Raw genomic sequence first — 24021 nt, 5'->3', positions numbered from 1 at the left:
CAGGGATGACCACGACTCTCGCGGCACTCGGCTCGCTCGGCTCCATGGGCGGCCTGTTCTCCACCACCGTCCTGTACTCGATAGGCAGTGGCGTCGCCGTCGGCGGCGGCATCGCGCTCCTGCTCCTCGCCGTACGCGGCCTGCCCGTCAAGCCCGACCACGAGAAGCAGAAGGCCGCCGAGCGGGCGAGCGAACTCATCCGCTTCGCCGGACAGCGCGGCTCGCTCGCGGCCATCGTCGGCCTCGTCGTCCTCCTGCTCACCCGCTGGGCCGTCGCGGGCATCGCGGCCGGCGTCCTCGTCTTCTTCTGGGACCGCCTGTTCGGCGGCGCCGGCGAGGAACGGGCCGCCATGCGCCGCGTGGAGGCCCTCGCCTCCTGGACGGAGTCCCTGCGCGACACCATCGCCGGCGCGGTGGGCCTCGAACAGGCCATCCCGGCCTCCGCCCGCGCCGCGGCCCCGGTCCTGCGCCCCCACCTCGACGCCCTCGTCGACCGCCTGCGCGCCCGCACCCCGCTGCCCGAGGCGCTCCAGCAACTCGCCGACGAGATCGACGACGCCTCCGCCGACATCATCGTCGCGGCCCTGATCCTCAACGCCCGCCTGCGCGGCCCCGGCCTGCGCCAGGTACTCGGCGCCCTCGCCAAGTCGGCCCGCGAGGAGGTCGACATGCGGCAGCGCGTGATGTCGCAGCGGGCCTCCACACGGCGGTCGGTGCAGATCGTGGTCGCCGTCTCGGTGGCCTTCGTCCTCGGCCTGTCGATCTTCAACCGTGAGTTCGTCGAGCCGTACGGCTCCCCGCTCGGCCAGGTCGTCCTCGCCGGCGTCTGCGCCCTGTTCGCCATGGGCTTCTGGTGGCTGCGCAAGCTGTCCACCATCGAGACGCCCGAGCGCTTCCTCGTCCGGGACGAGGCCTCGGTCCAGTTCGTCCGGCCCCGCCCGCCCGGGCAGCAGTCGCTCCAGCCGGAAGAGGGGGTACAGCGATGAACGATCTGACGATGCCGATCGTCGTCGGCGCGGTCATCGGCCTGGGCATCTACGTCCTCGTACGCGCCCTGATGCCGTCGAAGCGGAGCGCGATCTCACAGGTCGCCAGGATCGACGCGATGCGGGCGCGCGGCTCGGCGTACGAGTCCGCCCGGACGCAGGCGGACACGGGCCGTCTCGGCTCGCTGCGGGCCGAAGTCGGCCAGCGCGTCGCCGAGTTCTACATGCAGCAGGGCTGGGAGCAGCGCTCGCTCCGGGCGGACCTGGCGGTCCTGGACCGCAGCTGGGAGAAGTTCCTGGCGACGAAGGTGCTGCTGGGTGTGGCGGGTATGTTCTTCGGGCCGTTCCTGTTCGCCATCGTCTTGACCCTGGGCATCGGCAAGAGCCCGATCATCCCGGTGTGGCTGGCGCTGCTGTTCGCGGCCATCTTCTTCTTCCTGCCCGACCTCGAGGTACGGCGGGACGCCGCCGAGAAGCGGCGCGACCTGCGGCGCGTGATCGGCGCGTACCTCGACCTGGTGTCGATGAGCCTGGCCGGCGGACGCGGTCTGCCGGAGGCCCTGATGGCGGCGGCCGAGGTCTCGGACGGCTGGGCCAACCAGCGCATCCGCAACGCCCTGTCCGACGCCCGTATCACCGGCATGAGCCAGTGGCAGGCACTCGGCCAGCTCGGCGAGGAGATCGGCGTCGAGGAGCTCAAGGACCTCTCCGCCTCCCTGGCCCTGGTCGCGGACGACGGTGCCAAGGTGCGCGAGTCCCTGGCGTCCCGCGCCGAGACCATGCGGCACCGCGAGCTCGCCGAGATCGAGGGCAGCGCGGGCGAGAAGTCCCAGTCGATGCTCGTGGCCCAGCTGCTGCTGTGCGCCGGCTTCCTGGTGTTCCTGATCTACCCCGCGGCGATGCGGGTGTTCCAGGTGTGAAAGCTGCTTGCCCAACCGACTGCCCATAGAACCAGCTGAATTGAGAGGACTACCTCCCATGAACGGACGCAACTTCCACACGGGCATCCCGGCGGTGGACTTCCTGGTCGTCTTCCTGCAGGGGCGCGTCGAGCGTGCCCGGTCCGGCGAACTCGACCGCGGTGCCTCCGCCGTCGAGTGGGTCATCATCTCCGCCGTCGTGGTGGCGATCGTCGGCGTCGTCGCCGCGATCATCAACCGCGCGCTGGAGGGTGGTGCCGAGAAGGTCGAGAACTGCATCAACGGCGCCAACCAGAGCGGCACCTGCTGAGCGACGTACGGACAACGGGGTTGACGGGGTTGCGCGTGAGCGTGGGCAGATGGGTACACCGCAGAGCGGAGGCCGTACGGAAGTCGGCGGCCACCCGCGGTGACTCCGGCATGACCGCGATCGAGTTCGTGCTGCTCACCCCGGTTCTCTTCTTCATGATCTTCGCCACGGTGCAGTTCGCGCTGTACTTCTTCGCCGACCACGTGGCCCAGGCCGCGGCCCAGGCCGGAGCCCGCAAGGCCCGCGCCACGGCCGACGAACAGCCGGGCGCCTGGCGGGGCGAGGCGCGCGACGTGGTGGACAGCTACATCAGGCAGCTGGGCCCCAACCTGGTGCTGTCGCCCGACGTCGCGCTGGTCCAGCCGGAACAGAACACGGTGGGCGTGGAGATCACGGCCCGGGTCCCGACGGTGTTCCCCGGGCTGGACATGACCGTGCACGCGCAGTCGGTGGGACCGGTGGAGCGGTTCGTGCGGGATGAGGGGAACTAGGTGAAGGTCTCTTCCCTGCGGGACCGTTGGTCCGCGGTCGAGGCACGGCGGGACGACCGAGGCCTCTCCACGGTCGAGGTCGTGATCCTCGCGCCGGTGATGATCCTCTTCATCCTCGTCCTGGTGGCCTTCGGCCAGATGGTCGAGGGACGGGGAGCGATCGACGGCGCCGCGCGTGACGCGGCCCGGGCCGGATCGCTCCAGTGGGACGTCGGCAACGCCATGGCGGAAGCGCGCAAGGCGGCCGAGGCCGACCTCACGGACGTCTGCACGGGCCCGGTGAGCGTGACCAAGACCAGCGCGGGCTTCGCCGACGCCGATCTGTTCTCCGTCGAGGTGAGCTGCGAGGTCCGCGGCCTGGCGATGGTCGGCCTGGACATCAAGACCAATATGTCCGGCTCCTTCACGGCACCGCTGGATCCCTTCAAGAGGAAGGCGGGCTGAGGGAGTTGAACACGCCCTTGAACACGGACCCGAACGCGGCGTTGCACCCGGCGTTGCACCCGGCTTTGAACCCGGTCTTGGCCCCGGCCTTCAAGAGCACCGCCTTCCGCGCCTGGCTGTCGTCCCGCCGCCAGCGGCTGGACGACCGGGGCTCCGGCGCCGGCGCGGTCATCATCTTCGCGCTCGTCTTCATCTCGCTCTCGGCCTTCGTCATCGACGGCGGACTGTCCATCTCCAAGCGCGAACGCGCCGCGGACATCGCCGAACAGGCCGCGCGCTACGCCGCCCAGGACATCGACCTCGACGCCCTCTACGAGAACGAGGGCGGCGGCCCGGCCCCGATCAACTTCGGGAACTGCAATGCCCGTGTGAAGGCCTTCGCCCGCGAGATGGACATGACGGGCCCGGACATCGCGGCGACCCACTGCGTGGCGGCCGACGCGGACCAGGTGCAGGTCGAGGTCCAGCTCACCTACGCCCCGGTCTTCACCGGGATGTTCTACGGCGGTGACGTGATCGTCCGCGGCCAGGCGGTGGCGGAGAACGAGGTCGGCTGAGCGGCCACCACTGCGGGTGAACCCACGGCCGGCACCCGTTGCGGCCGGTGTCGCCCGCCGTTGGTCCGGCCATGAAGCGTTTGATCAACTCCGCCCTCGTGACCGCCTTCGCGGGATCACTGCTCCTCACCGCACTGCCCGCCGCCGACGCGCTCGCAGCCCCGTCCGCCCCGTCCGCCCCGTCCGCCCCGGCCGTCCCGCAGGACAGGTGCGTCTGGCTGACGGTGACAGGCAAGAAGGTGGCCGTACGCCGACCAGGGAAGGACGAGTTCTCCGCCCGGCCGAACAGCCCTGTGCACCACTACGTGTACAGGGGGGACCGACTCCGCAGCTGCGTCATGACGTTCAACCGCGGGGAACCGCGGTACCGCGCCTGCGGGCGGTGGGGGACGGACTGGTACATCGTCCGGGGTGGTCAGATCCCGGCGACGTGCGTGAAGCGTGCCTGATCGCACCGAGTCTCGGGCCAGGAGGCCGCCGGGGCGGGGCGCGTAGAGTCCGCGGACCCTCGGTGTGGTGGCGGCCAGGGGCGTTGCGGCTGCTCGGGCCGGGCGGGCTAGGGTGCTGGCCATGGCTCTGGACCAGGACGGCGTGATGCTCCCACGGCTGCGGCCGACGGAGGTCGCGAGGCGAGGCATGACCTTCGGCCTGCTGAGCGTGATACCGCTCGCCGTGGCGGCTTTCAGCATCACCGACGGCAGCGCCCGAGAAGACCTCCTGTCCGTCGGCGGTGCTCTGGCCGGCCTCCTCGGTGCGATGTTCCTTGTGATCGGTGCCGGCTTCTGGTGGGCCAGTGCGGCGGACGTCCGCCGCCTGCGGGACTGGAACACCATCACGAGCCAGGCCGCCTCGGTGACCCTCGTGGGACCGGTGTTCCTGCGCTCCGGGCTGTTTCTCCTCGTCCTCGGAGCCGCCGCTCTCGGGCTGAACCTACTCGTGGCCGACTGACGGTTGAGCCGCGCCCCGGACGACGACTGCTACTCGGGCTTCCACTGAGTGGCAGTCGCTACGTACGTACGAAGCCGGTCGTTGTCATCGGCCCCCGCGTTGACCTTGGTGATCCAGAGGTGAGTGACGGCACCCTCGCCGGACACGACACAGAGGCCGGTGCCTGACTTGAGAACCGAGTCGTTCCTGATCTGGCTGAGGGGGATGGGGTTGGGAAGCGTGCCCCCGAGGGCGGAGTCGCGGCACGCGGTGGGAGTGGGCCGCCGCTCCGTGGTAGTGCCGAACGAGCCTTCGTCGTCGGCGAGCCGGATCCCGTTCACCTTGATGGGGTCGGGGCAGTCCGTGTAGGTGAGCCAGCCGCCGGAGGACGGTACGTAGCCGGCACCGGTCTCCACGCTCAGGTCGTTGATGTCGAGGATCGTGGCGTCGGACGGCCTGCACATCGTTCCCGACCCGATGTCCTCCGCGGTGGGCGTGTACTTCGGCGCCCGCAGCACGAGGCTCTTGTCCCGCGCGCTGATCTGCCAGCCGGCTTCCGACTTCGGGCCGTCCTCGCTGGTGGGTGTCGCGCTGGGAGAGGCGGCCGCGTCGGCAGCGGGGTCGGCGCCGCCGGTAGCGCGTTGGGTGTCGCCGGAAGCGGTGGTGTCCCGCGAGTCGTCCGTCAGCACCTGGTAGGCGGCGACGGAGCCGCCACCCACCGCCAGCGCCGCCACGACGGCGAGTGCGGCGATCAGCGGTGTACGACGCGATGTGGCGGGACGGTCCGCCCCCGTGGCGCCGGGGGCCGCCCCCGTGGCGCCGGGGGCCGACGCCGCGGCGCCGGGGGCCGAGGCCATGGCTCCGGGTGCCGCGGCCGGCTGCGGGGAGTACGCGGGTGCGGTGGGAGCCGCGGCCATGAACGCGTCGGCCGGAGAGTGCGCGGGCCGTGTGGGCACGGCGGCCGCGAACGCGGCCTGAGGGGGCACTCCCGGCTGGGTGGGCACCTGAGGCGCCGGTGAGGGGCCGGCAGCGGCCGGCGCGGGAGAGGAGTGCAGGCGAAGCGTCTCCTCCTGCCGGCTGATCTGCTCCTGCACGGCCGGGGGCAGCCACCAGCCCTCGTGCCGGATCAACCCCTGCGTGCCGGCCAGCGTGTGGCACGCCTCGATGATCTGCTCAGGAGTGGGCCGGGCGCCGGGATCCTTGGCCAGACAGCCGGCGATGACGCCCCGCAGTTCATCCGGACAGGCGTCGAGACCGGGTTCGTTGGAGACGATCCGGTACAGCAGCGCGTGCGAGGCCCCCTCGCCGAACGGATGCCGGCCGGTCGCCGCGAAGAACGCGACCAGGCCGAGCGCGAAGACGTCCAGGGCAGGCGTGACGTCACCGCCCATGGCCTGCTCGGGCGCCATGTACGCAGGCGTACCGAGCCGTACGTCCGTACCGGTCAGCGCGGTCGTGTCGGCGGCACGGGCGATGCCGAAGTCGATGACACGCGGCCCGTCCGAGGCCAGCAGCACATTGGAAGGCTTGAGATCCCGGTGAATGACGCCGGCCGCGTGGATGGTCTGAAGCGCCTCGGCGATCCCGGCGGTCAGCTGCAACACCGTACGCAGGGGCAGCGCCCCGTGCTGGTACACGGCGGAGGCGAGAGAGGGACCGGGGACGTATCCGATCGCGAGCCAGGGCTCGGGACCGTCGGTGAAGCTGTCGAGGACGGGTGCGGTGTACGGCCCTTGAACCCGTCGCGCGGCCGCGACTTCCTGGGAGAAGCGCTTGCGGAACTCCAAGTCCTGCGCGTACTCCCGCCGCACGACCTTGAGCGCCACCGGCTGACCGCCCCGGGTGTGCGACAGGTAGACCATGCCCATGCCGCCCTCGCCCAGCCGCGCCCTGAGTCGGTAACCGGCTATCTCGTGGGCGTCGTCGGGCGACAGTGCGTCCATGGGGGAGGAGTCCTTCCGGATCTTGTGGGGGCTGTGCCATGTTACGGAAGGGGCAAGAGCGGGTGATGGCGAGGCCGGAGTATGACCCCCAGCCCGGCGTCCGGAGTGCGGTCGTTCCGGAAAATCCAGCAGACCTGCACAGAGTTCACCGAGGCGCCGTACGGAAAACTCGCGCACCCAGATGCCTCGTTGTGCCTGCGGCGCGACGGCCGTATGGCGGCACGGCAGACCTGTTGGTTGTGTGAAGGAGTTCGACCTTTTCGTGAGCGCGTTGGCACACTGATGAATTCGAGGAGCGAATGTCGTCGTGCACGGGCATCGGGTGACTGGTCGCTTCATCCCCTGCGTGCTTTGATCGATGGGCGCAGATCGCCGGTCATCAGTCCCGCTTGCGGGATTCAGGGTGAACTCCGCCATCGCGAATTGCTGTTACGAAGGGAAATGCGCGCCATGAACCTCGCTCCTCAGGTCGAAACGGCCGAAATCTCCGACCTCGACCTGGACGCCGTCGCCGGTGGCCAGGCCGGTGCCGCCGCGGGTGCCGGTGCCGCAGCCGGTCTCTACGTCGAGACCTCGGCCGCCGGCCTCAACGCCGGCCTCGGTGGGGGCGCGGGCCTCTCCGTCTCGCCCCAGGGCATCGCGGCGGACCTGCACCTCAACGCCGCGGTCGCTTCCTGACGCAGGCGCGCGAAAGGCCCCGGATCTCCGGATCCGGGGCCTTTTCATGTCTCTCGGGCAGCGGTCTACTTCCCCCCGCTGTCCCCCTTACCGCCTTTACCGCCCCGCTTGTCCTCGGTCTTCATCGCGTCGTTCGCCTTCTTGGCGAGCTCGTCGTCAAGCTTCTTGAACTCGCGCACCACGGCATCGGACATACTCGCCAACGCATCGAGCTGCTGCGTGATGTCCTCACGCCCGTCTTCCCAGTTGGACTCGAAATCCCCGAGCGCGTCATTGACACTGCCGTCGCCGATGTCGTCCTTGTAGGACTCGAAGAGCTTCTTGGTGTGATTCAGACGGGTCTTGAGGGAACGAAGCCGACGCCCATAGCCCTCCAGCTCCGTCAGCGGGAGCGCGAGGTCGCTCTTGCCCTTGCCCATTGACAGTCCCCCAATGTGTCCGACACCCAGATCCCGTCTGACCGTACCGTGAGCTGATCTTTCCGTCGAACGGTTGTGCCTTGTAAGTTCACGTGTGCATACGATTGTTGACGTTGATGTGCGCGTGACGGGGGTTGCGGTATGGCGGGGCACAGGCCGGCGGACTGGCATGTCCTGGACTTGGACAAGGACCCGACGCCGGGTGATCCGCAGAGGGTGCGCTCGCTTGCGAAGCAGTTGCACGACTTCGCCGACGATGTCTCCGACGCGCTGCGTCTGGTCAAGGGTATGGCGGGTGAGGGCACGCTCCTGGAGTGGGCGGGCAAGTCCGCGGACGTGTTCAAGGAGGACTTCGCGGATGTCCCGAAGAACCTCAAGAAGCTGAAGAAGTCCTATGAGATGTGCGGTGACGCGCTCTCTGACTTCTGGCCGAAGCTGGAGCGTGCCCAGTCCCTGGCGGACAAGGCGCTGGTCAAGGGCCGTGAGGCGCGCGACAACCTGTCCTCGGCCCAGTCGAAGCTGACCTCGGCCGACTCGTGGGTGACGCGGGCCGGTAAGGAGGCGGACAAGTACAAGGACGACCCCACCGGCAGCAAGTCGGACGCGGACAAGCCGGACGAGGCGAAGGTCCGCGCCGCCACCCGCGATGTGCAGCACGCCAAGTCGGCCCAGTCGAAGGCGCAGTCGGATGTCTCCGACGCGCAGGATGCTCTCGCGGCGGCGAAGAAGATGGCCGCGGACGCGCGCACAATGCGCGACGAGGCGGCCCGTGAGGCGAAGTCGAAGATCGACGAGGCCTCGGACGCGGGCATTCAGAACCGCTCGTGGTGGGAGGAGGTCGGCGACTGGTTCACCGACAACTGGGACACCATCGTCGCGGTGTGCAAGGTCGTTGTCGCGGTCGTCGGGATCGTGGCGATGATCATCGGCGGGCCGATCCTGGGCGCGATCGTGCTGATCGCGGGGCTCGTGGTGCTCGCCGACTCGCTCTACAAATACTCCAAGGGGCAGGCGTCCCTATGGGACGTGGGGCTCGCGGCCCTGGACTGCATACCGGGGATGACGGGTCTCACCACTCTGGGCGGCCTGGCCAAGGGCCTCAAGGGCGGAATGGCCGCGATGAAGGGTCTAAGAGGTGGGCTGAAGGGGATGGGGCTCGCCGTGCGTGGCCTGGGCAAGAACGCCCGGGGCATGATCGCGGACGGAGCGAAGGGTGCCTACGACCGGCTCAAGAACGTCGTACGTTCCAAGGGGAGCGACCCCGTCGACATGGCCACGGGCACGATGTTCCTGCCACAGGCCGATGTGGAGCTGCCGGGTCTGCTGCCGTTGGCGTTCACCCGTCGTGTCGCTTCTGACTACCGCTGCGGCTGGTGGTTCGGCCCCACCTGGTCCTCCACGATCGACCAGCGCCTCGAGGTCGATGAAGAGGGCGTTGTCTTCGTCACCGAGGACGGCCTGCTGCTCGCCTACCCCCACCCCGCCGCACCACAGGCAGCGGTGCTGCCGGAGTCAGGGCCTCGTCGGCCCCTCATCCGCCTCGACGACGGCAGTTATCGCGTCACCGACCCGCTGACCGGTCAGGCGCGGCACTTCTCCCGCCCGACCACCGACGGCATCGCGCTTCTGGCCTCCATCACCGACCGCAACCAGCACACGATCACCTTCGACTACGACGATCAGGGTGCTCCTGTCGCCCTCCGCCACTCCGGTGGGTACCACCTCAAGCTCGAGACCGACGAAGGCCGCGTCACGGCCCTCAGCCTGGCAGGCGCGGCCGAGGACGGCACGGACGTCGTCATCAAGCGCTACCGCTACACCGACGGCAATCTCACGGAGTCCGTCAACTCCTCCGGACTGTCGCTGAGGTTCACCTACGACGAACGCCTGCGCGTCACCTCCTGGACGGACTCCAACAACCGCAGTTACGACTACGCCTACGACGATCAGGACCGGTGCACGGCCGAAGGCGGTGAGGCCGGCCACCTCACCATCACCCTCGAATACGACGGCGAGGACTCCGCTTGGCCCGACTGTCGCATCACCACCCTCACGACTGCCGAAGGCGCCCGCACCCGGTTCGTCACCAACGACCGGTGCCAGGTGGTCGCCGAGATCGACGCTCTCGGAGCGGTCACGCGAACGACGTACGACACGTACCACCGTTTGCAGTCCTGGACCGACGCCCTCGACCGGACCACACGGATCGAGAACAACGAGAACGATCAGCCACTCAGCATCGTCCGTCCTGACGGCTGCGAGAGCCGGGCGGACTACAACGAGCTCGGGTTGCCGGTCACCATCACAGGTTTCGACGGGCTGACCCATCACCTGACGTACGACGACTGCGGCAATCGGAAATCCATCACGGACCCCGCGGGAAGCACTACCCGCTTCACCCATGACGCCGGGGGCCGCCGGACCTCGGTCATCGATGCGTTGGGCCACGTGACACGGGTCCAGTGCGATCCAGCCGGGCTGCCGCTGTCGACGACCGATCCGTCGGGCAGAAGAACGGAGTGCGTGAGGGACGCCTTCGGCAGACCGACCAGCGTCACCGATGCCACCGGAGCCGTGATCCGTCTGGAGTGGACGGTGGAGGGGCACCTCGCCCGGCGTATCGCCTCGGACGGCTCCACAGAGAGCTGGGAGTACGACGGAGAGGGCAACCGCGTCACCCATGTCGACGCGATGAGCCTCGTCTCCCACTACGAGTACACGCATTTCGACCGGCTGTCCGCCCGCACCGGGCCCGACGGCGTCCGCTACGAATTCGACTACGACGCCGGGCTACGTCTGGCCGAGGTCACCGACCCTCAGGGCTCGACGTGGACCTACACCTACGATGCCGTCGGCCGCCTGACAGCGGAGAAGGACTTCGACGGCCGTACCCTCACCTACACACACGACGCCGCCGGACGTCTGTGCACCCGTACCAACTCTCTGGGCGAGACGACGAGTTACGAGCGCGACGTGCTCGGACGCGTGACACGCAAGGAAGCGGCCGGTCGGGTCACGACGTTCGCCTACGACTCCGTCGGTGAACTCGTCGAAGCGGCGGGCCCCGACGCCACCGTGGTCCTGCACCGGGACCGCCTGGGCCGGCTCGTCTCCGAGACCGTGAACGGGCGCACGGTCGCCTGGACACACGACGAACTGGGACGTCGTACCAGCCGCACGACCCCGGCGGGCACGACGAGCACGTGGACCTATGACGAGACCGGCCGCGCCTCCCGGCTGGTCTGCGCCGACCGCGGCATCGACTTCGCCTACGACGCCGTCGGCCGTGAGACCACCCGGCACATCGCAGACACCGTCACCTTGGCGCACACGTTCGACGAGCTGGGGCGCCTCACCGCCCAGTCCGTGACGGGAATCGACGGCAGATCGGTTCAGCACCGCTCCTATCTCTACCGGGCGGACGGCAATCTGGTAGGAATCGACGATCAGCTCGCGGGGCGGCAGCGATTCGATCTGGACGCGGTCGGCCGGGTCACCGCGGTGCACGCGCGGAACTGGTCGGAGACGTACGCGTATGACCAGGCGGGCAACCAGACCCATGCCGCCTGGCCCGACAGCCACCCCAGCCACGAGGCGACCGGCCCCCGCTCCTACGACGGAACGAGGATCACGCACGCCGGCCGGGTGCGGTACGAACACGACGGGCTGGGCCGTGTCGTCGTGCGCCAGAAGACCCGCCTCTCCCGCAAGCCCGACACATGGCACTACGCCTGGGACGCGGAGGATCGCCTGACGTCGGTCCGGACCCCCGACGGCACGACGTGGCGCTACATCTACGACCCGCTCGGGCGCCGAACCGCCAAGCTGCGTATGGCGGCGGACGGTGAAACGGTGGCCGAGCGCACCGACTTCGCCTGGGACGGCTCCACCCTCTGCGAACAGACCACCGCCGGCGAGGGGCTGCCCCACCAGGTCACGCTCACCTGGGACCATCAAGGACGCCGCCCCGTGTGCCAGACGGAGCGGATCACCGCGCCGGAGGGCACGGGAAGCCCCCAGGACGACATCGACCTGCGCTTCTTCGCCATCGTCACGGATCTCATCGGAACACCGCGCGAACTCGTCGACGAGGCGGGCGAGGTGGCGTGGCGGACGCGCAGCACGGTCTGGGGAAGCACGGCTTGGGCGGCCGACAGCACCGCGTACACGCCGCTTCGCTTCCCGGGCCAGTACTTCGACCCCGAGACCGGGCTGCACTACAACTACTTCCGGCACTACGACCCCGAGAGCGCGCGATACGTCTCGCCCGATCCGCTGGGCCTGCAGCCGGCGCCGAACCCGGTCACCTACGTCACCAGTCCGCTCACTCGGTCCGACAGCCTGGGCCTGGCCCCCGACTACCATGAGTTCTTCACGGTTCAGGATGCCGAGAACGCCACACGCCTCCGAGGAGACGGGACGCCCTGGCCTACGGCCGAGAACCGTGGACACTACGGAGAAGGCGTGTATTCGTGGGAGTCGCGTGCCGATGCCGAACGCTACGCCGAGAGACTGCGCGGTCGCGGAGCCGAGGTCGAGGTCATGCCGTTCAGGGTCAGTGCGGGGGACTTCGCGAACATGAAGAAGATCGACCTCCACGAGATCGGTGAGGACGCCGCGACCGAATTCGCGGACAAGCACAGCCGACTCTGGGGTGAGGGACTTCCGCATGACTATGACTATGTACGGGCCCCTACAGGAATGGGGCAGTCAGAGAACATCTTCAGCAAGTCGGTATTCCACCTCTTGAAATTCTAGGAACGGGCACTGTGAGCAGCACCTACAAATACCGGTTCCGCAGCCCGCTGGGCGGGCTCGCCGCCGACCTGACGGCGGAGTGCGGCGCGCCCGCCGACGGTGACGTCCATCTGCAAATCGACCGGAGCGTGCGCTTGGCGCTACCCCCGGGAGTCAACTGGCGGGACGCGGCCTGGCTTTCCTTCGGCCTCGCGGTGCACGCAACCGATCTGGCGTCGCGGCACCCGGAAGGACTCTGCGTCAGAGTTACGTCGTTCGACTTTCCCCTGGCTCATTTCCGCTCGGAAGTCGCGGCATTGGCCATGGACGGCTGGCTCCGGCAGGAATTCGGCCTTCCGGACCGTGGGCTCGGCGTTGCCTTCGACGCGGCAGGGGGCACCTACAGATTCCACTGGGGAACGCATGAGGAACCGTTCTCGGACGACCTCGTGAACTAGTGGTTCTGCCTGGTCCCGTCAGCGGTTGATCGACTGGATCTCCTGGACGTTCATGTCCTGGGTGGTCTCGAAGGTGCCGTCGGGGAGGTCGCCTCGGGAGCCGTCGGAGCCTTCCCAGCTGATCTGCCAGGTGATGCTGGCGGAGAGTTGGTAGGGGGTTCCGTTGGTGGCGTGGAGGTAGCGGATGCCGCAGGGTGGGGTCTTGTCGGCGTTGCCCTTGGTGTACGGGGTGCCGATGGAGCCGTCGTCGTTGATCCGGCAGTCGCCTGAGGCCGGGTAGACCTCGGCGTCGTCCGTGCCCGGCTCCAGGTGCAGGGCGACGGGCTTGGCGGTCGTCTCCGCCCAGAGGCCCGTTCCGGGGAGCTCGGCGCGGACCTTGACGTCCTGGAAGGTGCCCTTGTCCAGCCACGCCCAGGTGGGGAGGTTCACCGTCGACTTGGCGGCCGGCTTCAGCTCCACCTCGGTCTCGGGGACCTTGACCTTGTCGTAGGCGTAGTCGGCGAGTGTCTCGGGCGTGGGGGCGTTCGGCACGTCGGGGATCTCGCCGGCGTCCTGCCAGAACATGAGGCGGCTGCACAGCGACGTGTCATCGATCCCGGTCACGTCCGGAGCCACTCCGCGCCAGAAGTAGCCGTCCTTGCCCAGGTTGTAGTTCTTGTACCCCTTCACGGTGCCCGGCTTCGTGAAGATGGTGACGGCGTCCTTCTCGTCCCTGAAGTGGTCGGTCCAGAGTTCCGAGCCGTACCAGCCGTCGCGCAGACCGGCGTCACCGCTGCCGTCGTTCTCCGAGAAGTTCTTCAGCTGCTCGGGGGTGAAGACGGGCTCGTACCAGCACGGCGGTGGCTTCCAGTTGGTGTCCGTCGATGCGACGGTGCCCTGCTTGCCGCCGGTGGGGCCGCTGGTCTGCGTGACCTTGATCCGGGACTGCGAGGCGGAAGCGGATATCTCGTTGTTCTTGGCTCCGCCGCCGTAACTGCCCTCGCCGCCGAGGGCGACCGCAGGCACGGGTGCGAGGAGAGCGACGGTGAGCGAGAGGACCGTGAAGGGCCGGGCGTGTGAGGACCTCACTGTGCGCAGCCACCCCGCTCCGAGTGGGCGGACACCGCCTGCCACACACCTTGGGCGTTCTTGCCCATGGAGATCACGTAGAGGACCTCGGGGTCAGTGCCCGCCGGGTTCCCCTTGACCTCGCCGGTCTTGCGGTTCTTCGTGGAGGCCTTGCTCTCGTCGGTGCAGTAGGAGAGGGACGCCGCCGCCTTGTCCTTGGCGAGGGTGACCTTGGGGTCGAACACGGGCAACTTGCCGATGACGGTGAGGTTCTTGTCCGTGTAGGTCCTGATCCACTGCTGGCTCTGCAGGAAGCCGTTCTTTGTGTCGTAGAAGGCGCGGTTCTTGCTGGCGGGATCGTTCTCGATGATCGCCTCGTACCCCGCCCGGAGCTGTTCCTTGCCGTCGTCGAGCACCGCCTGCTCCACGGGGTCGCTGCTCGTCCAGTTCGCGAACGTCAGCTGGAAGCTGCTGGGGAGCTTGATATCCGGGCGCTTGACGCCGGGTGCCGCGGAGGACGCGGAGGCCGAAGGGCTGCTGCTCGAGCCGTTGCCCGCCCCCTTGATGTCGTCCGACGACGAGTCGTCGCCCCCTCCACAGGCGGTCAGAAGCAGCGCCGCCGCCGTGGTGAACGCTGCGGCAGCGGTGGTCAGTGCGCGGCGGGCCACTGTTGATCTCCCCCGTGGTTTCGGTGTACGCGACAGGGAACGAAGCTACCAGGGGAGGGGAATCGGCCCTTGAGAGGCAGGGGTGGATTGTGTGGGGAAGGTGAGGAGTGTGACGTGGCGGTTGCGAACGCCCTGGAGTCCGGTGGTCAGCGGTTGACCGACTGGATCTCCTGGACGTTCATGTCCTGAGTCGTCTCGAACGTGCCGTCGGGCAGGTCGCCGCCGGTGCCGCCCGAGCCTTCCCAGGTGATCTGCCAGGTGACGCTGGCGGAGAGTTGGTACGGCGTGCCGTTCGTGGCGTGGAGGTAGCGGATGCCGCACGGCGGGGTCTTCTCGGCGTTGCCCTTGGTGTACGGGGTGCCGATGCTGCCGTCGTCGTTGATCGCGCAGTCGCCGGAGGCGGGGAAGGTCTCGGCGTCCTCCGTGCCCGGCTCCAGGTGAAGGGCGACCGGCTTGGCGGTCGTCTCCGCCCACAGGCCCGTGTTCGGGAGCTCGGCGCGGACCTTGACGTCCTTGAAGGTGCCCTTGTCCAGCCACACCCATGTGGGCAGGTTGACCACGGACTTGCCCTCCGGCTTCAGGTCGACCTTCGTCTCCGGGACCTTGACCTTGTCGTAGGAGTACTCGGCAAGTGTTCGCGGGGTGGGCGCGTTCGGGTCGTCCGGGACCTCGTCGGCGTCGACCCAGAACATGATGCGGCCGCAGTCCCAGGAGTCGGAGGCGTCGGGGTCGGGGGCGACACCGCGCCAGAAGTAGCCGTCCTTGCCGAGGTTGTAGTTCTTGTACCCCTCGGAGACGCTGTTCTTGGGCGAGTGCAGATCAAAATTCTCCGCGGGCTTGCCGTCCCTGTAGTGGTCGGTCCACAGCCCCTTGCCCCACCAGGAATGGTGGATTCCGACATCGCCGCCGCTGTCCGTGTCCACGAACTTCTTCAGCTGCTCGGAGGTCATGGCCGGTTCGTACCAGCAGGCGGGTGGCTTCCAATTGGGGTCGACGGTGCCGAGGTTCCCCTTCTTGCCGCCGCCGTCTCCGCCCTCGGGGTAGGAGACTTGGATGTCGGAGACGGAGGCCGAGAGGGTTCCGTCGCTACCGGCGCCTCCCGCGGTGTCGCCGCCGGAGGGCTTCTTGTCGTTTCCCACGCCGACCGCATGAGCCGGAGCGGTGGAGAGGGCGACCGTCAGAGCCGTCCCGACCATCGCGGTCACGGCTCCCTTGCACCGCGTCATCAGGAGCAACCGCCCCTCGTCGAGTTCGTGGACACGGTCTGCCACACGCCCTGCTCGCTCTTCTGCATCGTGACGACGTAGGCCACTTGGGGGTCGGTCCCCTGAGGATTCCCGACCGTCTCGCCCGTCTTTCGGTGCTTCGTCTGTGCCTTGCTCTCGTCCGTGCAGTACCTGAGCTGCGCCTTGGTCTTCTTCGCGAAGAGCGTGGCCTGAGGGTCGAAGACAGGGAGCTCGCCGATCACGGTGACGTTCTTGTCCGTGTAGGACTTGAGCCACTCACGGTCCTGGGAAAGGCCGGCTTCCGTGTCGTAGAAGGCAAGGGCGTTACCGCCGTCGGGCTTGTTCTCGATGATCGCCGCGTAACCGGCTCGGAGCTGTTCCTTGCCGTCGTTGAGTACGGCCTGCTCGTCGGGGTCGCTGCTCGTCCAGTTCTTGAAGGTCAACCGGAAGCTGCTCGGGAGGGTGACCTCGGGGCGCTTGACTCCCGAGGGCGTCGATGCCGAGGCGGAATTTGACGGGCTTGCCGCCGTGTCCGCTCCTTCGATGTCACCCGACGGCTTGTCGTCACCGTCACCGCATGCGGTGAGCAGAAGTGCCGCCGTGGTAGCGAACACGGCAGCGGTGGTGGTCAGAGCGCGGCGGGCCACGGATTCTCCCCCGAGGTTGGCGTGTGCGACAGGGAACGAAGCTATCAGGGGCTGTGTGTGGCCCCTTGAGTGGCCGTGGTGGATTGTGTGGAGTGCGTGAGGGGTGTGCGTGGCAATTGCGAAGGGGGTCGTTCCGGTGGTCCGGCCGCCCGCGCGACTCCAACCCACTACAGGGGCAAATCGGACGTCGGCAAGGTTCCTTCCCTGCGTCCTTCGACGACCCCAAAAAGAGTCCATAAGATCTCTGTAGGCTCAGCACACCCCTTACTTCACAGCTCTGCCTCACGGCACTCCACACACGACCCCAGGACACCCGCCATGCCGCGACGCCGCACCTCAAGCTCGTCAAGCTCGACGGGAAGTACGACGGGAGCGACGGCCCCGAGGAATCGGACGCCGCAGCCGGTGAGGATCCGGCGGCGGTCGTTCGGGGACTTCGTCAAGGCGTTCTTCGCCTTCGTCGCGCTGGCCGTTCTGCTCGTCGGCGTGCCGGGCGCGCTGGCCACGCAGATCGGGTGGCCGTTGCCGAACGGGGTGCCGAGCCTCGACTGGCTGCAGCAAGAGATCACCGTTCAGACGTTCCTGAACATCCTGACCGTCGTGGTGTGGCTGGCGTGGGCGCAGTTCACCGCCTGCGTGCTCGTCGAGATGAAGGCCGCGCTGTCCGGGGTCGGTGTGCCGGGACGCGTGCCGGGCGCCGGGCCCAGTCAGTTGCTCGCGCGGCAACTCGTCGCCGCGCTCCTGCTCGTCGGCGCCACGGCCGCCAGCTTCGCGCCCGGGCTGTCGCAGCTCGGGCAGACGTACGACGCCAACCAGAAGCCCACCGTGGCAGCGGCCCAGCAGACCCCGGGCGGTCTCTTCGCCCAGCAGCAGGAGCAGGCCGCCGACACCGCCTCCGCCCTCGCCGAACAGGCCTCGCACGCCGCCTCGCACGCGGAGGCCGGCGGCAGCACCGCCAAGCAGGGCGACACGAAGTACTACCGGATCCAGCCGCCCGAGGGGCGTCACCACGACTCCCTGTGGGAGATAGCCGACCGGCACCTCGGTGACGGGCGTCGCTACAAGGAGATCTTCGACCTCAACAAGGACCGTGTGCAGCCGGACGGTTCCAAGCTCTCCGAGGCCAGTCTCATCCGGCCCGGCTGGATCATGGAGATGCCGGGCGACGCGCGCGGCGGCGACCTCGTGGAGATGCCCGACGAGGCGCCCAACGTGTCGCCCGATGTGCAGCAGCAGATCAGCGACTACGCCCAGAGCGGCGATCACGCCCAGGGCGGAGGCGGTTCCGGCGCCGAGGGCGGTGGGCACGAGCACGCCGGTGGTGGCGCCTCCCAGGTGTCCCTGCCCGAGCAGCGGCCCGCCCCGGACACCGGGCACCAGCAGGCCACCAGTGTCGACGCCGAGTCCGACAGCTCCTTCGGTCTTCCTGAAGCGCTTCTCACCGCCCCTCTCCTCGCCGCCGGTCTTCTCGGCGCCCTGGGACGGCGGCGCCGGCAGGCGCTGTGGCAGTCGGCGTTCGGGGCCATCGGCGGTCGGCGCGGCATGGAGCCGCCCACGCCGACCGGGGACGCCCAGGACGTCCAGGACGCACTGCTCGTCGGCGCCGACCCCGAGGGCGTACGACTGCTCGACCGGAGTCTGCGGGGGCTCGCCGCCTCCCTCGCCGAGGAGTCGCGCGCGCTGCCGGTCGTCTACGCGGCCTGGCTGAGCAACGGCGACCTGCACCTCCAGCTCGCCCAGCCCGCCGGGAAGCCGCCCGCCCCCTGGCAGCAGGGGCAGGACCAGACCTTCTGGATGCTGGCCAGGACCGACGGCGAGCGCTACGAGGACGTCGACACCGCCGCTCCCTACCCGGGGCTCGTCAGCCTCGGCACCATGGACGACTCGCGGCTGCTGCTCAACCTGGAGGCGGTGCCCGGCATCGTCTCGCTGAGCGGCCGGGAGGCCGACAGGGCCGCCGTCTTCGCGTCCGTCGCCGCCGAGTTGGCGACCAACGGCTGGTCCGACCGCATGACCATCACGCTCGTCGGCTTCGGCGAGGACCTGACGCCGCTCGCCCCGAACCGGATCCGGCACCTCGAGGACATCGAGGCGCTCGTCGAGACCATGGAGGCCGAGACGCGGCAGCGCCGGGGCGCGCTCGGCGCCGCCGGGCACGACTCCGTGCTCACCGGCCGCACCGGTCCCGCCCAGCACACCCGCTGGGCCCCGCACCTGGTCCTCCTCGCCGCCCATCCGTCCGCCGAGGACGCCGTCAAGCTCGCCGAACTCGCCTCCGACGCCGGACGCCTCGGCATCGGCTACCTCGTCGGCACCGAGACCGGCGATCTGCCGGGCGCCGCCTGGGAGATGGAGATCACCGGCCAGGGCAAGCTCCTCGCACCGCTCCTCGGGCTCGAACTCGACGCCCAGTTGCTGCCCGCCGCCCAACAGCGCGCCGTGGTCGAGCTGTTCACCGACGCCGACCCCGAGCGTGAGACGAACGGACCCGTGACCACCCCGCCGTTCCTCGTCGACATCAGCGAGCACGGGCGGCCGGCGGTCTACGCCCGTCTCGTCGGGCCGTACGAGATCATCGGCCTGGACACCCCGGACGGGGAGCGCAGCCCGCTGCTGCACGAGGCGCTCGCCCTGCTGCTCCTGCACCGCGAGGGCGTGCACCCGCGCGTGCTGGCCTCGGCGCTGTGGCCGCGCGGCGTCACCGACGACGTACGGGACGCGCTCCTGGACCGGCTGCGGGTGTGGCTCGGCGCCGACCCGGACGGTACGCCCCGCCTCGGCCGGGACGGGACCGGGCGGCTCACGCTCGCCACGTCCGTCGTCTCCGACCTGGACGTGCTGCGCTCGCTCTATCACGAGGCCACGCAGGGCAAGGGCGTCGACAGCCGGGCCGTGCGCGGGCGGCTGCTCACCGACGCGCTCGTCCTGGTGCGCGGGCCGCTGCTCGCCGACCGGCCCGAGGGCCGCTACCGGTGGCTCACCCACGAGATCGTCGACGCCCAGCTGCCGCTGCTGGTCGCGGACACCGGGCTCGCGCTGTGCGAGTTCCACATGGAGAGGGACCGCGCGGAGAAGGCCATCGAGGCCCTCAACGCGGCCCTGCGCACCGCCCCGGCCGACGAGCGCCTGTGGCACGAGCTGCTGCGCGCCACCCACGCCACCGGCGACACGTCCCAGCTCACCGCACTCGCCACCGACCTCATCGGCCGCAGCGGGGCCCGCGGGCTGCCGCCGCGCACCGAGGCACTGCTCGACGAGCTGCTGCCGACGTGGCGCGACGCGATCGCCGCGGTGGGATGAACACCGGGCTGCTGATCGTCGCCGCCGCGCTCTGGGGTGCGGCGGCGGGAGCGTTCCTGCCCCGCGCGGCCTATCGCTTCTCGGCCCCGGCGGGGGAGCCGTGGCGCGACAGCTGCCCCGGCGGGCATGCCCTCAAGGGCTGGCTGGGGCGGGCTACCTGCCCGGAATGTCCGGAGGGTGAGGGCGCCGGATACGGGCCCCGTACGACCCCCCTGGTCATGGCCACCGCCCTCGTCTGCGCCGCCCTCGCCGCCGCCACCGGCACCCGCCCCGAGCTCGGCGTCTGGCTGCTGCTCGCCCCCGTCGGGGTCCTGCTGACGGCCGTCGACTTCCGGGTGCGGCGGCTGCCCGACCCGCTCACGCTCCCGTTCGCCGGGGCCGCGCTCGCCCTGCTCGGCCTCACCGCGCTCGTGCCCGAGCACGCGGGGGAGTGGACGACCGCCCTGCTCGGCTCGCTCGCGCTGGGCGGCGGCTACTTCGTGCTGTTCCTCATCAACCCCGCCGGCATGGGCTTCGGCGACGTCAAGCTCGCCCTGGGCACGGGGGCGGTGCTCGGCTGGTACGGCTGGCCGACCGTGATGCTCGGCACCTTCGCCGGTTTCCTGCTGGGCGCCCTGTACGGCGGCGCCCTGGTCGTCGCGCGGCGGGCCTCGCGCAAGACGGCGATCGCGTTCGGGCCGTTCCTGATCACGGGCGCCCTGCTGGGACTGCTCGTGGGCGCCTACACGGCCTGACGTCCGGCCCGAGCGACCCCTGCACGACGGCCTGACGTCCAGTCCGCACACCCGCTGGCGTACGCTGGCCTGGTCCGTCCACAACCCTTACGAAAGGGACGCCCGGTGACCGAGAAGGCCGACCTTCAGCCCATCCTCGACCGCGCAGCCGCCGGTGGGCGGATCACCCCGGACGAGGCGCTCGCGCTGTACCGCGACGCCCCGCTGCACGCGCTGGGCGCCGCCGCCGACGCCGTACGCCGCCGCCGGTACGCGGGGACCGAGCACATCGCGACGTACATCATCGAGCGCAACATCAACTACACGAACGTGTGCGTCACGGCGTGCAAGTTCTGCGCGTTCTACGCCCCGCCGAAGGCCAAGGACAAGGGCTGGACGCGCGACCTCGACGACATCCTGCGCCGCTGCGCCGAGACCGTCGAACTGGGCGGCACCCAGATCATGTTCCAGGGCGGCCACCACCCGGACTACGGCGTCGAGTACTACGAGAAGCACTTCGCCGCCATCAAGCAGGCCTTCCCGCAGCTGGTCATCCACAGCCTGGGGGCGTCCGAGGTCGAGCACATGGCCCGGATCTCCAAGGTGTCGGTCGAGGAAGCCATCCAGCGCATCCACACCGCCGGGCTCGACTCCTTCGCCGGTGCCGGTGCCGAGCTGCTGCCCGAGCGGCCGCGCAAGGCCATCGCCCCGCTGAAGGAGTCCGGCGAGCGCTGGCTGGAGATCATGGAGATCGCGCACGGACTGGGCGTGGAGTCGACGTCCACCATGCTGATGGGCACCGGCGAGACCAACGCCGAGCGCATCGAGCACCTGCGGATGATCCGGGACGTACAGGACCGCACGGGCGGCTTCCGCGCCTTCATCCCGTACACCTACCAGCCCGAGAACAACCACCTGAAGGGCCGTACGCAGGCCACGATCTTCGAGTACCTGCGGATGATCGCGATCGCGCGGCTGTTCATGGACAACATCGCCCACATCCAGGGCTCCTGGCTGACCACGGGCAAGGAGGTCGGCCAGCTCTCCCTGCACTACGGCGCCGACGACCTCGGCTCGATCATGCTGGAGGAGAACGTGGTGTCCTCGGCGGGCGCCAAGCACCGCTCCAACCGGCTGGAGATCATCGACCTGATCCGCAAGGCCGGGCGGGTGCCCGCCCAGCGGGCGACCACGTACGAGCACCTCGTCGTGCACGACGACCCGGCGAACGACCCCGCCGACGACCGCGTGGTCTCGCACTTCTCGTCCACGGCCATCGAGGGCGGCACGGCTCACCCCGAGCTCAAGCTGCTTGCCCCCAACTAGGCCGCTGCGGGGAAGAGTTGGAGACGATCCACACGGCGGAAGCAGTCCGTGTCACCTGGGACTCCGATGCCGTGAAGAACGGCGCCGTGGTCGTCGGGCGGGACCGGATCGGTGCCGTCGGGAAGCTCGACGACGTGCGCGAGGCGTTCCCGAAGGCCCGGGTGCGCAGCTGGCCCGGGACCCTCGGCCCCGCCCGCGTCCACGAGGGCCCGCTCCCGGACGCCCCGAGCCCGCGCGAACGCGTCCACGCGGTGCTGAAGCTCGGCGCGGTGGCGGTCCTTGAGGAGTACGTCGACTCGGCGGAACTGCGGGCCGCCGCCGAGCGCAACGACGTCGTCGTCCTGCCCGCCACGCGCCGGCCCGCCCTCGTGCCGACCGGCCGGGCCGACCTCGCCGTGTTCGACGAGGCCGGGGAGTGCGTCGCGACGGTGTGTGCGGGGCGGCTGGTGCATCGGCGGCGCTGACCGGCTCCTTTCGAAGGGGCCTTCTGAAGTGCCTCGTTGAACCGTCAGCCCGAGAACGCCTCCGCGAACGCCCCCGAACTCTGCTTCACACCACTGCAGTCGGTCGCCGCCTTGTCGGTCTTCGCCCCGTCCGCGCAACCGCGGTCCCGGGCCGCCGACCACATCGACACCCACCCGATGCCCTTGTCCTCGGCGAAGGCACGGACCTCGGTGGCGTCGGCGAGCGTGAAGGTCTCGCCGTCCACGTCGTTGACGCCGATCATCGAGGTGAGGGCCATGCCCCGCCAGGCGGCCGCGTCCGATGTGCCGAAGACCTTCTTCAACTGGGTGTGCGAGGCCTTGGCGGCCGCGAGGGCGTAACCGCCCATGTCGCCGTCGAACGACGATCCGTAGTTCATCGTCATCAGATTGACCGTGGCGACCTGTACGCCGTTGTCGTTGGCGGACGCGAGGAGCGCCAGGCTGTCCTTGCCCAGTCCGGAGGGCATCACGGGCAGCGTGAAGGAGACCTCCAGATCCGTACGCTCCTTCTGCAGCAGCGCGATCGCCTTCGAACGCACGTCGATGGAGGCGGAGTCGGCCAGTTCGTCGCCCTCGATGTCGAAGTCGGCCCGGGTGGCACCGGCCGCGTCGAGAGCCTTGCCGTACGCCGCCGCCAGCTCCGACGCGCTGTCGCAGGCCGCCGCGAGTTCCTTGCCGGAGGCGCCGCCGAAGGAGACCCGGACTTCGGCGCCGTCCTCCTTGAGCTTCGCGATACGGGACTTCACCGCCGCGTCGCCGAGGGCGTCCGTGCCGTTCCAGCGCGGGGTGCAGCCGCTGCCACCGGCCAGGACGAAGGCCAGGTTGTACGTCGTGGGGGAGCCCGCGGAGTCGGTGGCGGAGGCGTCCTTGGCGTCTACGTACGGGGCGTACGAGGTCGTACTCGAGGTTCCGGACTCGGACTCGGCCGGTGACGAGGCGCTGGGCGCGGCCGACGCCGGGGGTGCCGGACGGGCCGCCTCGCCCTGCTCGGAGCAGGCCGTGGTGGCCAGGGCGAGCAGACAGCCCAGTCCGACCGCCGCCCGCTTCCGGTGACTCCTCATAGCGCACGCTCCCGTTCTCGTGAGGTCATAAAGGTCCAAACCCCTAGTACGTTTCCCGGCAGCAAACGTCTCACGATGATGGGCGCTCGGATCGAGTTCCGCAGGTGTTCCCGGAAACTCTCAGAGAAAGGACAGCTTCGGTCGTTTCTCATGGGTCTCTCACATCAGAACCCAAGTTTATGGCACATAAAGCCCGCCTAATGTCCGGGGAATGCATTCCGAGCCTGCCATCGAAAGCCGCGTCACCCGCGGTCGCCGCCGCAAACGTGGCAACGAGTCCGCCGAAGGGCCCGTGTTCGTTGACAACTCCGGACGCCGGGCCCGGCTGCTGCGCCGGATCGGTCTCGTCCTGGGCGTCGTCTGCCTCGGGTACGCGGCCGTGCTCGGCGCGGCCTTCATGGGCTGGGGCACCTCGCTCACACCGTCGCAGCTCCTGCCGTTCGCGGGCGCGGGGCCCGGCGGTGGCCAACCGCAGGGCGGAGGGCCGCAGGGCGAGGGGCAGGGGGGTGTGGGGCCGGGGGGCCCGGGCGCCGCCCCGCCGAGCGGTGTCCCCTCGGCTCCGCCCCAGGCGACCGAAGGCGGAGCCTCTGGTTCCACCGCGTCCCCGTCGACCACGTCCCCGTCCGCATCCCCGTCCGCCTCGGCTTCCGCCGCCGCGGGCGCGGGCTCCGACTGACC

Annotated in this window: 23 protein-coding genes; 16 read left to right on the top strand and 7 right to left on the bottom strand. The window is 69.5% G+C overall.

The window, feature by feature from the left end; all coding sequences use genetic code 11:
• Positions 1 to 5 precede the first annotated feature (5 nt).
• The 8 genes from NNW99_RS15005 (at position 6) to NNW99_RS14970 (ending at position 4656) form a co-directional block, all read left to right on the top strand.
• The gene (locus NNW99_RS15005) at positions 6 to 986 is read left to right on the top strand and encodes a type II secretion system F family protein (protein ID WP_251057805.1); all 981 of its coding nucleotides are present in this window, start codon (positions 6 to 8) and stop codon (positions 984 to 986) included.
• Positions 983 to 1906, top strand: coding sequence for a type II secretion system F family protein (locus NNW99_RS15000; RefSeq protein ID WP_215119619.1), 924 nt, complete (start codon positions 983 to 985; stop codon positions 1904 to 1906). The genes NNW99_RS15005 and NNW99_RS15000 overlap by 4 nt, the downstream gene beginning before the upstream one ends.
• 58 nt (positions 1907 to 1964) lie before the next feature.
• Positions 1965 to 2216 (top strand): hypothetical protein, encoded by a 252-nt coding sequence (locus NNW99_RS14995; RefSeq protein ID WP_086600464.1) that lies wholly within the window; start codon positions 1965 to 1967, stop codon positions 2214 to 2216.
• A 110-nt stretch (positions 2217 to 2326) separates the two neighbouring features.
• Complete coding sequence (locus tag NNW99_RS14990) at positions 2327 to 2707, top strand: TadE family protein (protein WP_215124290.1); 381 nt, start codon at positions 2327 to 2329, stop codon at positions 2705 to 2707.
• Positions 2708 to 3151: a TadE/TadG family type IV pilus assembly protein gene (locus NNW99_RS14985; protein WP_251057804.1), complete on the top strand. Its 444-nt coding sequence runs from the start codon at positions 2708 to 2710 to the stop codon at positions 3149 to 3151.
• 77 nt (positions 3152 to 3228) lie between these two features.
• A complete protein-coding gene (locus NNW99_RS14980; protein ID WP_215124288.1) occupies positions 3229 to 3708 on the top strand; it encodes a TadE/TadG family type IV pilus assembly protein in 480 nt (159 codons plus the stop codon).
• A gap of 71 nt (positions 3709 to 3779) precedes the next feature.
• Positions 3780 to 4157 (top strand): hypothetical protein, encoded by a 378-nt coding sequence (locus tag NNW99_RS14975; RefSeq protein WP_215119617.1) that lies wholly within the window; start codon positions 3780 to 3782, stop codon positions 4155 to 4157.
• A gap of 121 nt (positions 4158 to 4278) precedes the next feature.
• Positions 4279 to 4656 (top strand): DUF6336 family protein, encoded by a 378-nt coding sequence (locus tag NNW99_RS14970; RefSeq protein ID WP_215119616.1) that lies wholly within the window; start codon positions 4279 to 4281, stop codon positions 4654 to 4656.
• A 29-nt stretch (positions 4657 to 4685) separates the two neighbouring features.
• Here NNW99_RS14970 and NNW99_RS14965 read toward each other — a convergent pair whose 3' ends face one another.
• Complete coding sequence (locus NNW99_RS14965) at positions 4686 to 6578, bottom strand: serine/threonine-protein kinase (protein ID WP_215119614.1); 1893 nt, start codon at positions 6576 to 6578, stop codon at positions 4686 to 4688.
• A 450-nt stretch (positions 6579 to 7028) separates the two neighbouring features.
• Here NNW99_RS14965 and NNW99_RS14960 point away from each other — a divergent pair, with 450 nt between their 5' ends.
• The gene (locus tag NNW99_RS14960; RefSeq protein WP_215119613.1) at positions 7029 to 7256 is read left to right on the top strand and encodes a hypothetical protein; all 228 of its coding nucleotides are present in this window, start codon (positions 7029 to 7031) and stop codon (positions 7254 to 7256) included.
• A gap of 65 nt (positions 7257 to 7321) precedes the next feature.
• Here NNW99_RS14960 and NNW99_RS14955 read toward each other — a convergent pair whose 3' ends face one another.
• Positions 7322 to 7675, bottom strand: coding sequence for a hypothetical protein (locus NNW99_RS14955; RefSeq protein ID WP_215119611.1), 354 nt, complete (start codon positions 7673 to 7675; stop codon positions 7322 to 7324).
• Between the two features lie 141 nt (positions 7676 to 7816).
• Between NNW99_RS14955 and NNW99_RS14950 the strand changes: the two genes are divergently transcribed.
• Together NNW99_RS14950 and NNW99_RS14945 are read left to right on the top strand one after the other, a co-directional pair.
• Positions 7817 to 12433: a DUF6531 domain-containing protein gene (locus NNW99_RS14950; protein WP_215119609.1), complete on the top strand. Its 4617-nt coding sequence runs from the start codon at positions 7817 to 7819 to the stop codon at positions 12431 to 12433.
• An 11-nt stretch (positions 12434 to 12444) separates the two neighbouring features.
• Complete coding sequence (locus tag NNW99_RS14945) at positions 12445 to 12870, top strand: hypothetical protein (protein ID WP_215119606.1); 426 nt, start codon at positions 12445 to 12447, stop codon at positions 12868 to 12870.
• Between the two features lie 18 nt (positions 12871 to 12888).
• Here NNW99_RS14945 and NNW99_RS14940 read toward each other — a convergent pair whose 3' ends face one another.
• From NNW99_RS14940 to NNW99_RS14925, 4 genes are all read right to left on the bottom strand, one after another.
• Positions 12889 to 13938 (bottom strand): hypothetical protein, encoded by a 1050-nt coding sequence (locus tag NNW99_RS14940; protein ID WP_215119604.1) that lies wholly within the window; start codon positions 13936 to 13938, stop codon positions 12889 to 12891.
• Positions 13935 to 14585 carry a hypothetical protein gene (locus NNW99_RS14935; RefSeq protein ID WP_215119602.1) on the bottom strand — a complete coding sequence of 217 codons (651 nt, stop codon included), beginning with the start codon at positions 14583 to 14585 and terminating at the stop codon, positions 13935 to 13937. Before NNW99_RS14935 ends, NNW99_RS14940 begins: the two co-directional genes overlap by 4 nt.
• Positions 14586 to 14731: 146 nt before the next feature.
• Entirely contained in the window at positions 14732 to 15811 is a 1080-nt protein-coding gene (locus tag NNW99_RS14930; RefSeq protein ID WP_215124287.1) for a hypothetical protein, read from the bottom strand.
• Complete coding sequence (locus NNW99_RS14925; RefSeq protein WP_215119601.1) at positions 15811 to 16458, bottom strand: hypothetical protein; 648 nt, start codon at positions 16456 to 16458, stop codon at positions 15811 to 15813. Before NNW99_RS14925 ends, NNW99_RS14930 begins: the two co-directional genes overlap by 1 nt.
• A 318-nt stretch (positions 16459 to 16776) precedes the next feature.
• On the opposite strand from NNW99_RS14925, the gene NNW99_RS14920 reads away from it, so the two are divergent.
• The 4 genes from NNW99_RS14920 (at position 16777) to NNW99_RS14905 (ending at position 22261) form a co-directional block, all read left to right on the top strand.
• Positions 16777 to 19758: a BTAD domain-containing putative transcriptional regulator gene (locus NNW99_RS14920; protein WP_215119599.1), complete on the top strand. Its 2982-nt coding sequence runs from the start codon at positions 16777 to 16779 to the stop codon at positions 19756 to 19758.
• Positions 19755 to 20492 carry an A24 family peptidase gene (locus NNW99_RS14915; protein WP_215119598.1) on the top strand — a complete coding sequence of 246 codons (738 nt, stop codon included), beginning with the start codon at positions 19755 to 19757 and terminating at the stop codon, positions 20490 to 20492. Before NNW99_RS14920 ends, NNW99_RS14915 begins: the two co-directional genes overlap by 4 nt.
• Before the next feature lie 105 nt (positions 20493 to 20597).
• The gene (gene mqnC, locus NNW99_RS14910; RefSeq protein WP_215119597.1) at positions 20598 to 21797 is read left to right on the top strand and encodes a cyclic dehypoxanthinyl futalosine synthase; all 1200 of its coding nucleotides are present in this window, start codon (positions 20598 to 20600) and stop codon (positions 21795 to 21797) included.
• Positions 21798 to 21814: 17 nt separating this feature from the next.
• Positions 21815 to 22261 (top strand): hypothetical protein, encoded by a 447-nt coding sequence (locus tag NNW99_RS14905; protein ID WP_215119594.1) that lies wholly within the window; start codon positions 21815 to 21817, stop codon positions 22259 to 22261.
• Between the two features lie 44 nt (positions 22262 to 22305).
• Here NNW99_RS14905 and NNW99_RS14900 read toward each other — a convergent pair whose 3' ends face one another.
• Positions 22306 to 23343: a chitinase gene (locus NNW99_RS14900; RefSeq protein WP_215119593.1), complete on the bottom strand. Its 1038-nt coding sequence runs from the start codon at positions 23341 to 23343 to the stop codon at positions 22306 to 22308.
• 211 nt (positions 23344 to 23554) lie between these two features.
• On the opposite strand from NNW99_RS14900, the gene NNW99_RS14895 reads away from it, so the two are divergent.
• Entirely contained in the window at positions 23555 to 24019 is a 465-nt protein-coding gene (locus tag NNW99_RS14895; RefSeq protein WP_215119591.1) for a hypothetical protein, read from the top strand.
• The last annotated feature ends 2 nt before the right edge of the window (positions 24020 to 24021 follow it).

This window comes from Streptomyces sp. CRCS-T-1 (assembly GCF_024442335.1).
In the GTDB taxonomy this organism is placed as follows: Bacteria; Actinomycetota; Actinomycetes; order Streptomycetales; family Streptomycetaceae; genus Streptomyces; species Streptomyces koelreuteriae.
The sequence above is the reverse complement of the archived record's forward strand: the minus strand, read 5'-3'. Positions and strand labels throughout refer to the sequence as shown.

Coding starts and splice junctions, on each gene's coding strand:
- NNW99_RS14950 (WP_215119609.1), top strand. CDS start 7,817: ATGGCGGGGCACAGGCCGGCGGACTGGCATGTCCTGGACTTGGACAAG.
- NNW99_RS14920 (WP_215119599.1), top strand. CDS start 16,777: ATGCCGCGACGCCGCACCTCAAGCTCGTCAAGCTCGACGGGAAGTACG.
- NNW99_RS14990 (WP_215124290.1), top strand. CDS start 2,327: ATGACCGCGATCGAGTTCGTGCTGCTCACCCCGGTTCTCTTCTTCATG.
- NNW99_RS14970 (WP_215119616.1), top strand. CDS start 4,279: ATGGCTCTGGACCAGGACGGCGTGATGCTCCCACGGCTGCGGCCGACG.
- NNW99_RS14995 (WP_086600464.1), top strand. CDS start 1,965: ATGAACGGACGCAACTTCCACACGGGCATCCCGGCGGTGGACTTCCTG.
- NNW99_RS14915 (WP_215119598.1), top strand. CDS start 19,755: ATGAACACCGGGCTGCTGATCGTCGCCGCCGCGCTCTGGGGTGCGGCG.
- NNW99_RS14930 (WP_215124287.1), bottom strand. CDS start 15,811: ATGACGCGGTGCAAGGGAGCCGTGACCGCGATGGTCGGGACGGCTCTG.
- NNW99_RS15005 (WP_251057805.1), top strand. CDS start 6: ATGACCACGACTCTCGCGGCACTCGGCTCGCTCGGCTCCATGGGCGGC.
- NNW99_RS14965 (WP_215119614.1), bottom strand. CDS start 6,578: ATGGACGCACTGTCGCCCGACGACGCCCACGAGATAGCCGGTTACCGA.
- NNW99_RS14960 (WP_215119613.1), top strand. CDS start 7,029: ATGAACCTCGCTCCTCAGGTCGAAACGGCCGAAATCTCCGACCTCGAC.
- NNW99_RS14900 (WP_215119593.1), bottom strand. CDS start 23,343: ATGAGGAGTCACCGGAAGCGGGCGGCGGTCGGACTGGGCTGTCTGCTC.
- NNW99_RS14895 (WP_215119591.1), top strand. CDS start 23,555: ATGCATTCCGAGCCTGCCATCGAAAGCCGCGTCACCCGCGGTCGCCGC.
- NNW99_RS14955 (WP_215119611.1), bottom strand. CDS start 7,675: ATGGGCAAGGGCAAGAGCGACCTCGCGCTCCCGCTGACGGAGCTGGAG.
- NNW99_RS15000 (WP_215119619.1), top strand. CDS start 983: ATGAACGATCTGACGATGCCGATCGTCGTCGGCGCGGTCATCGGCCTG.
- NNW99_RS14975 (WP_215119617.1), top strand. CDS start 3,780: ATGAAGCGTTTGATCAACTCCGCCCTCGTGACCGCCTTCGCGGGATCA.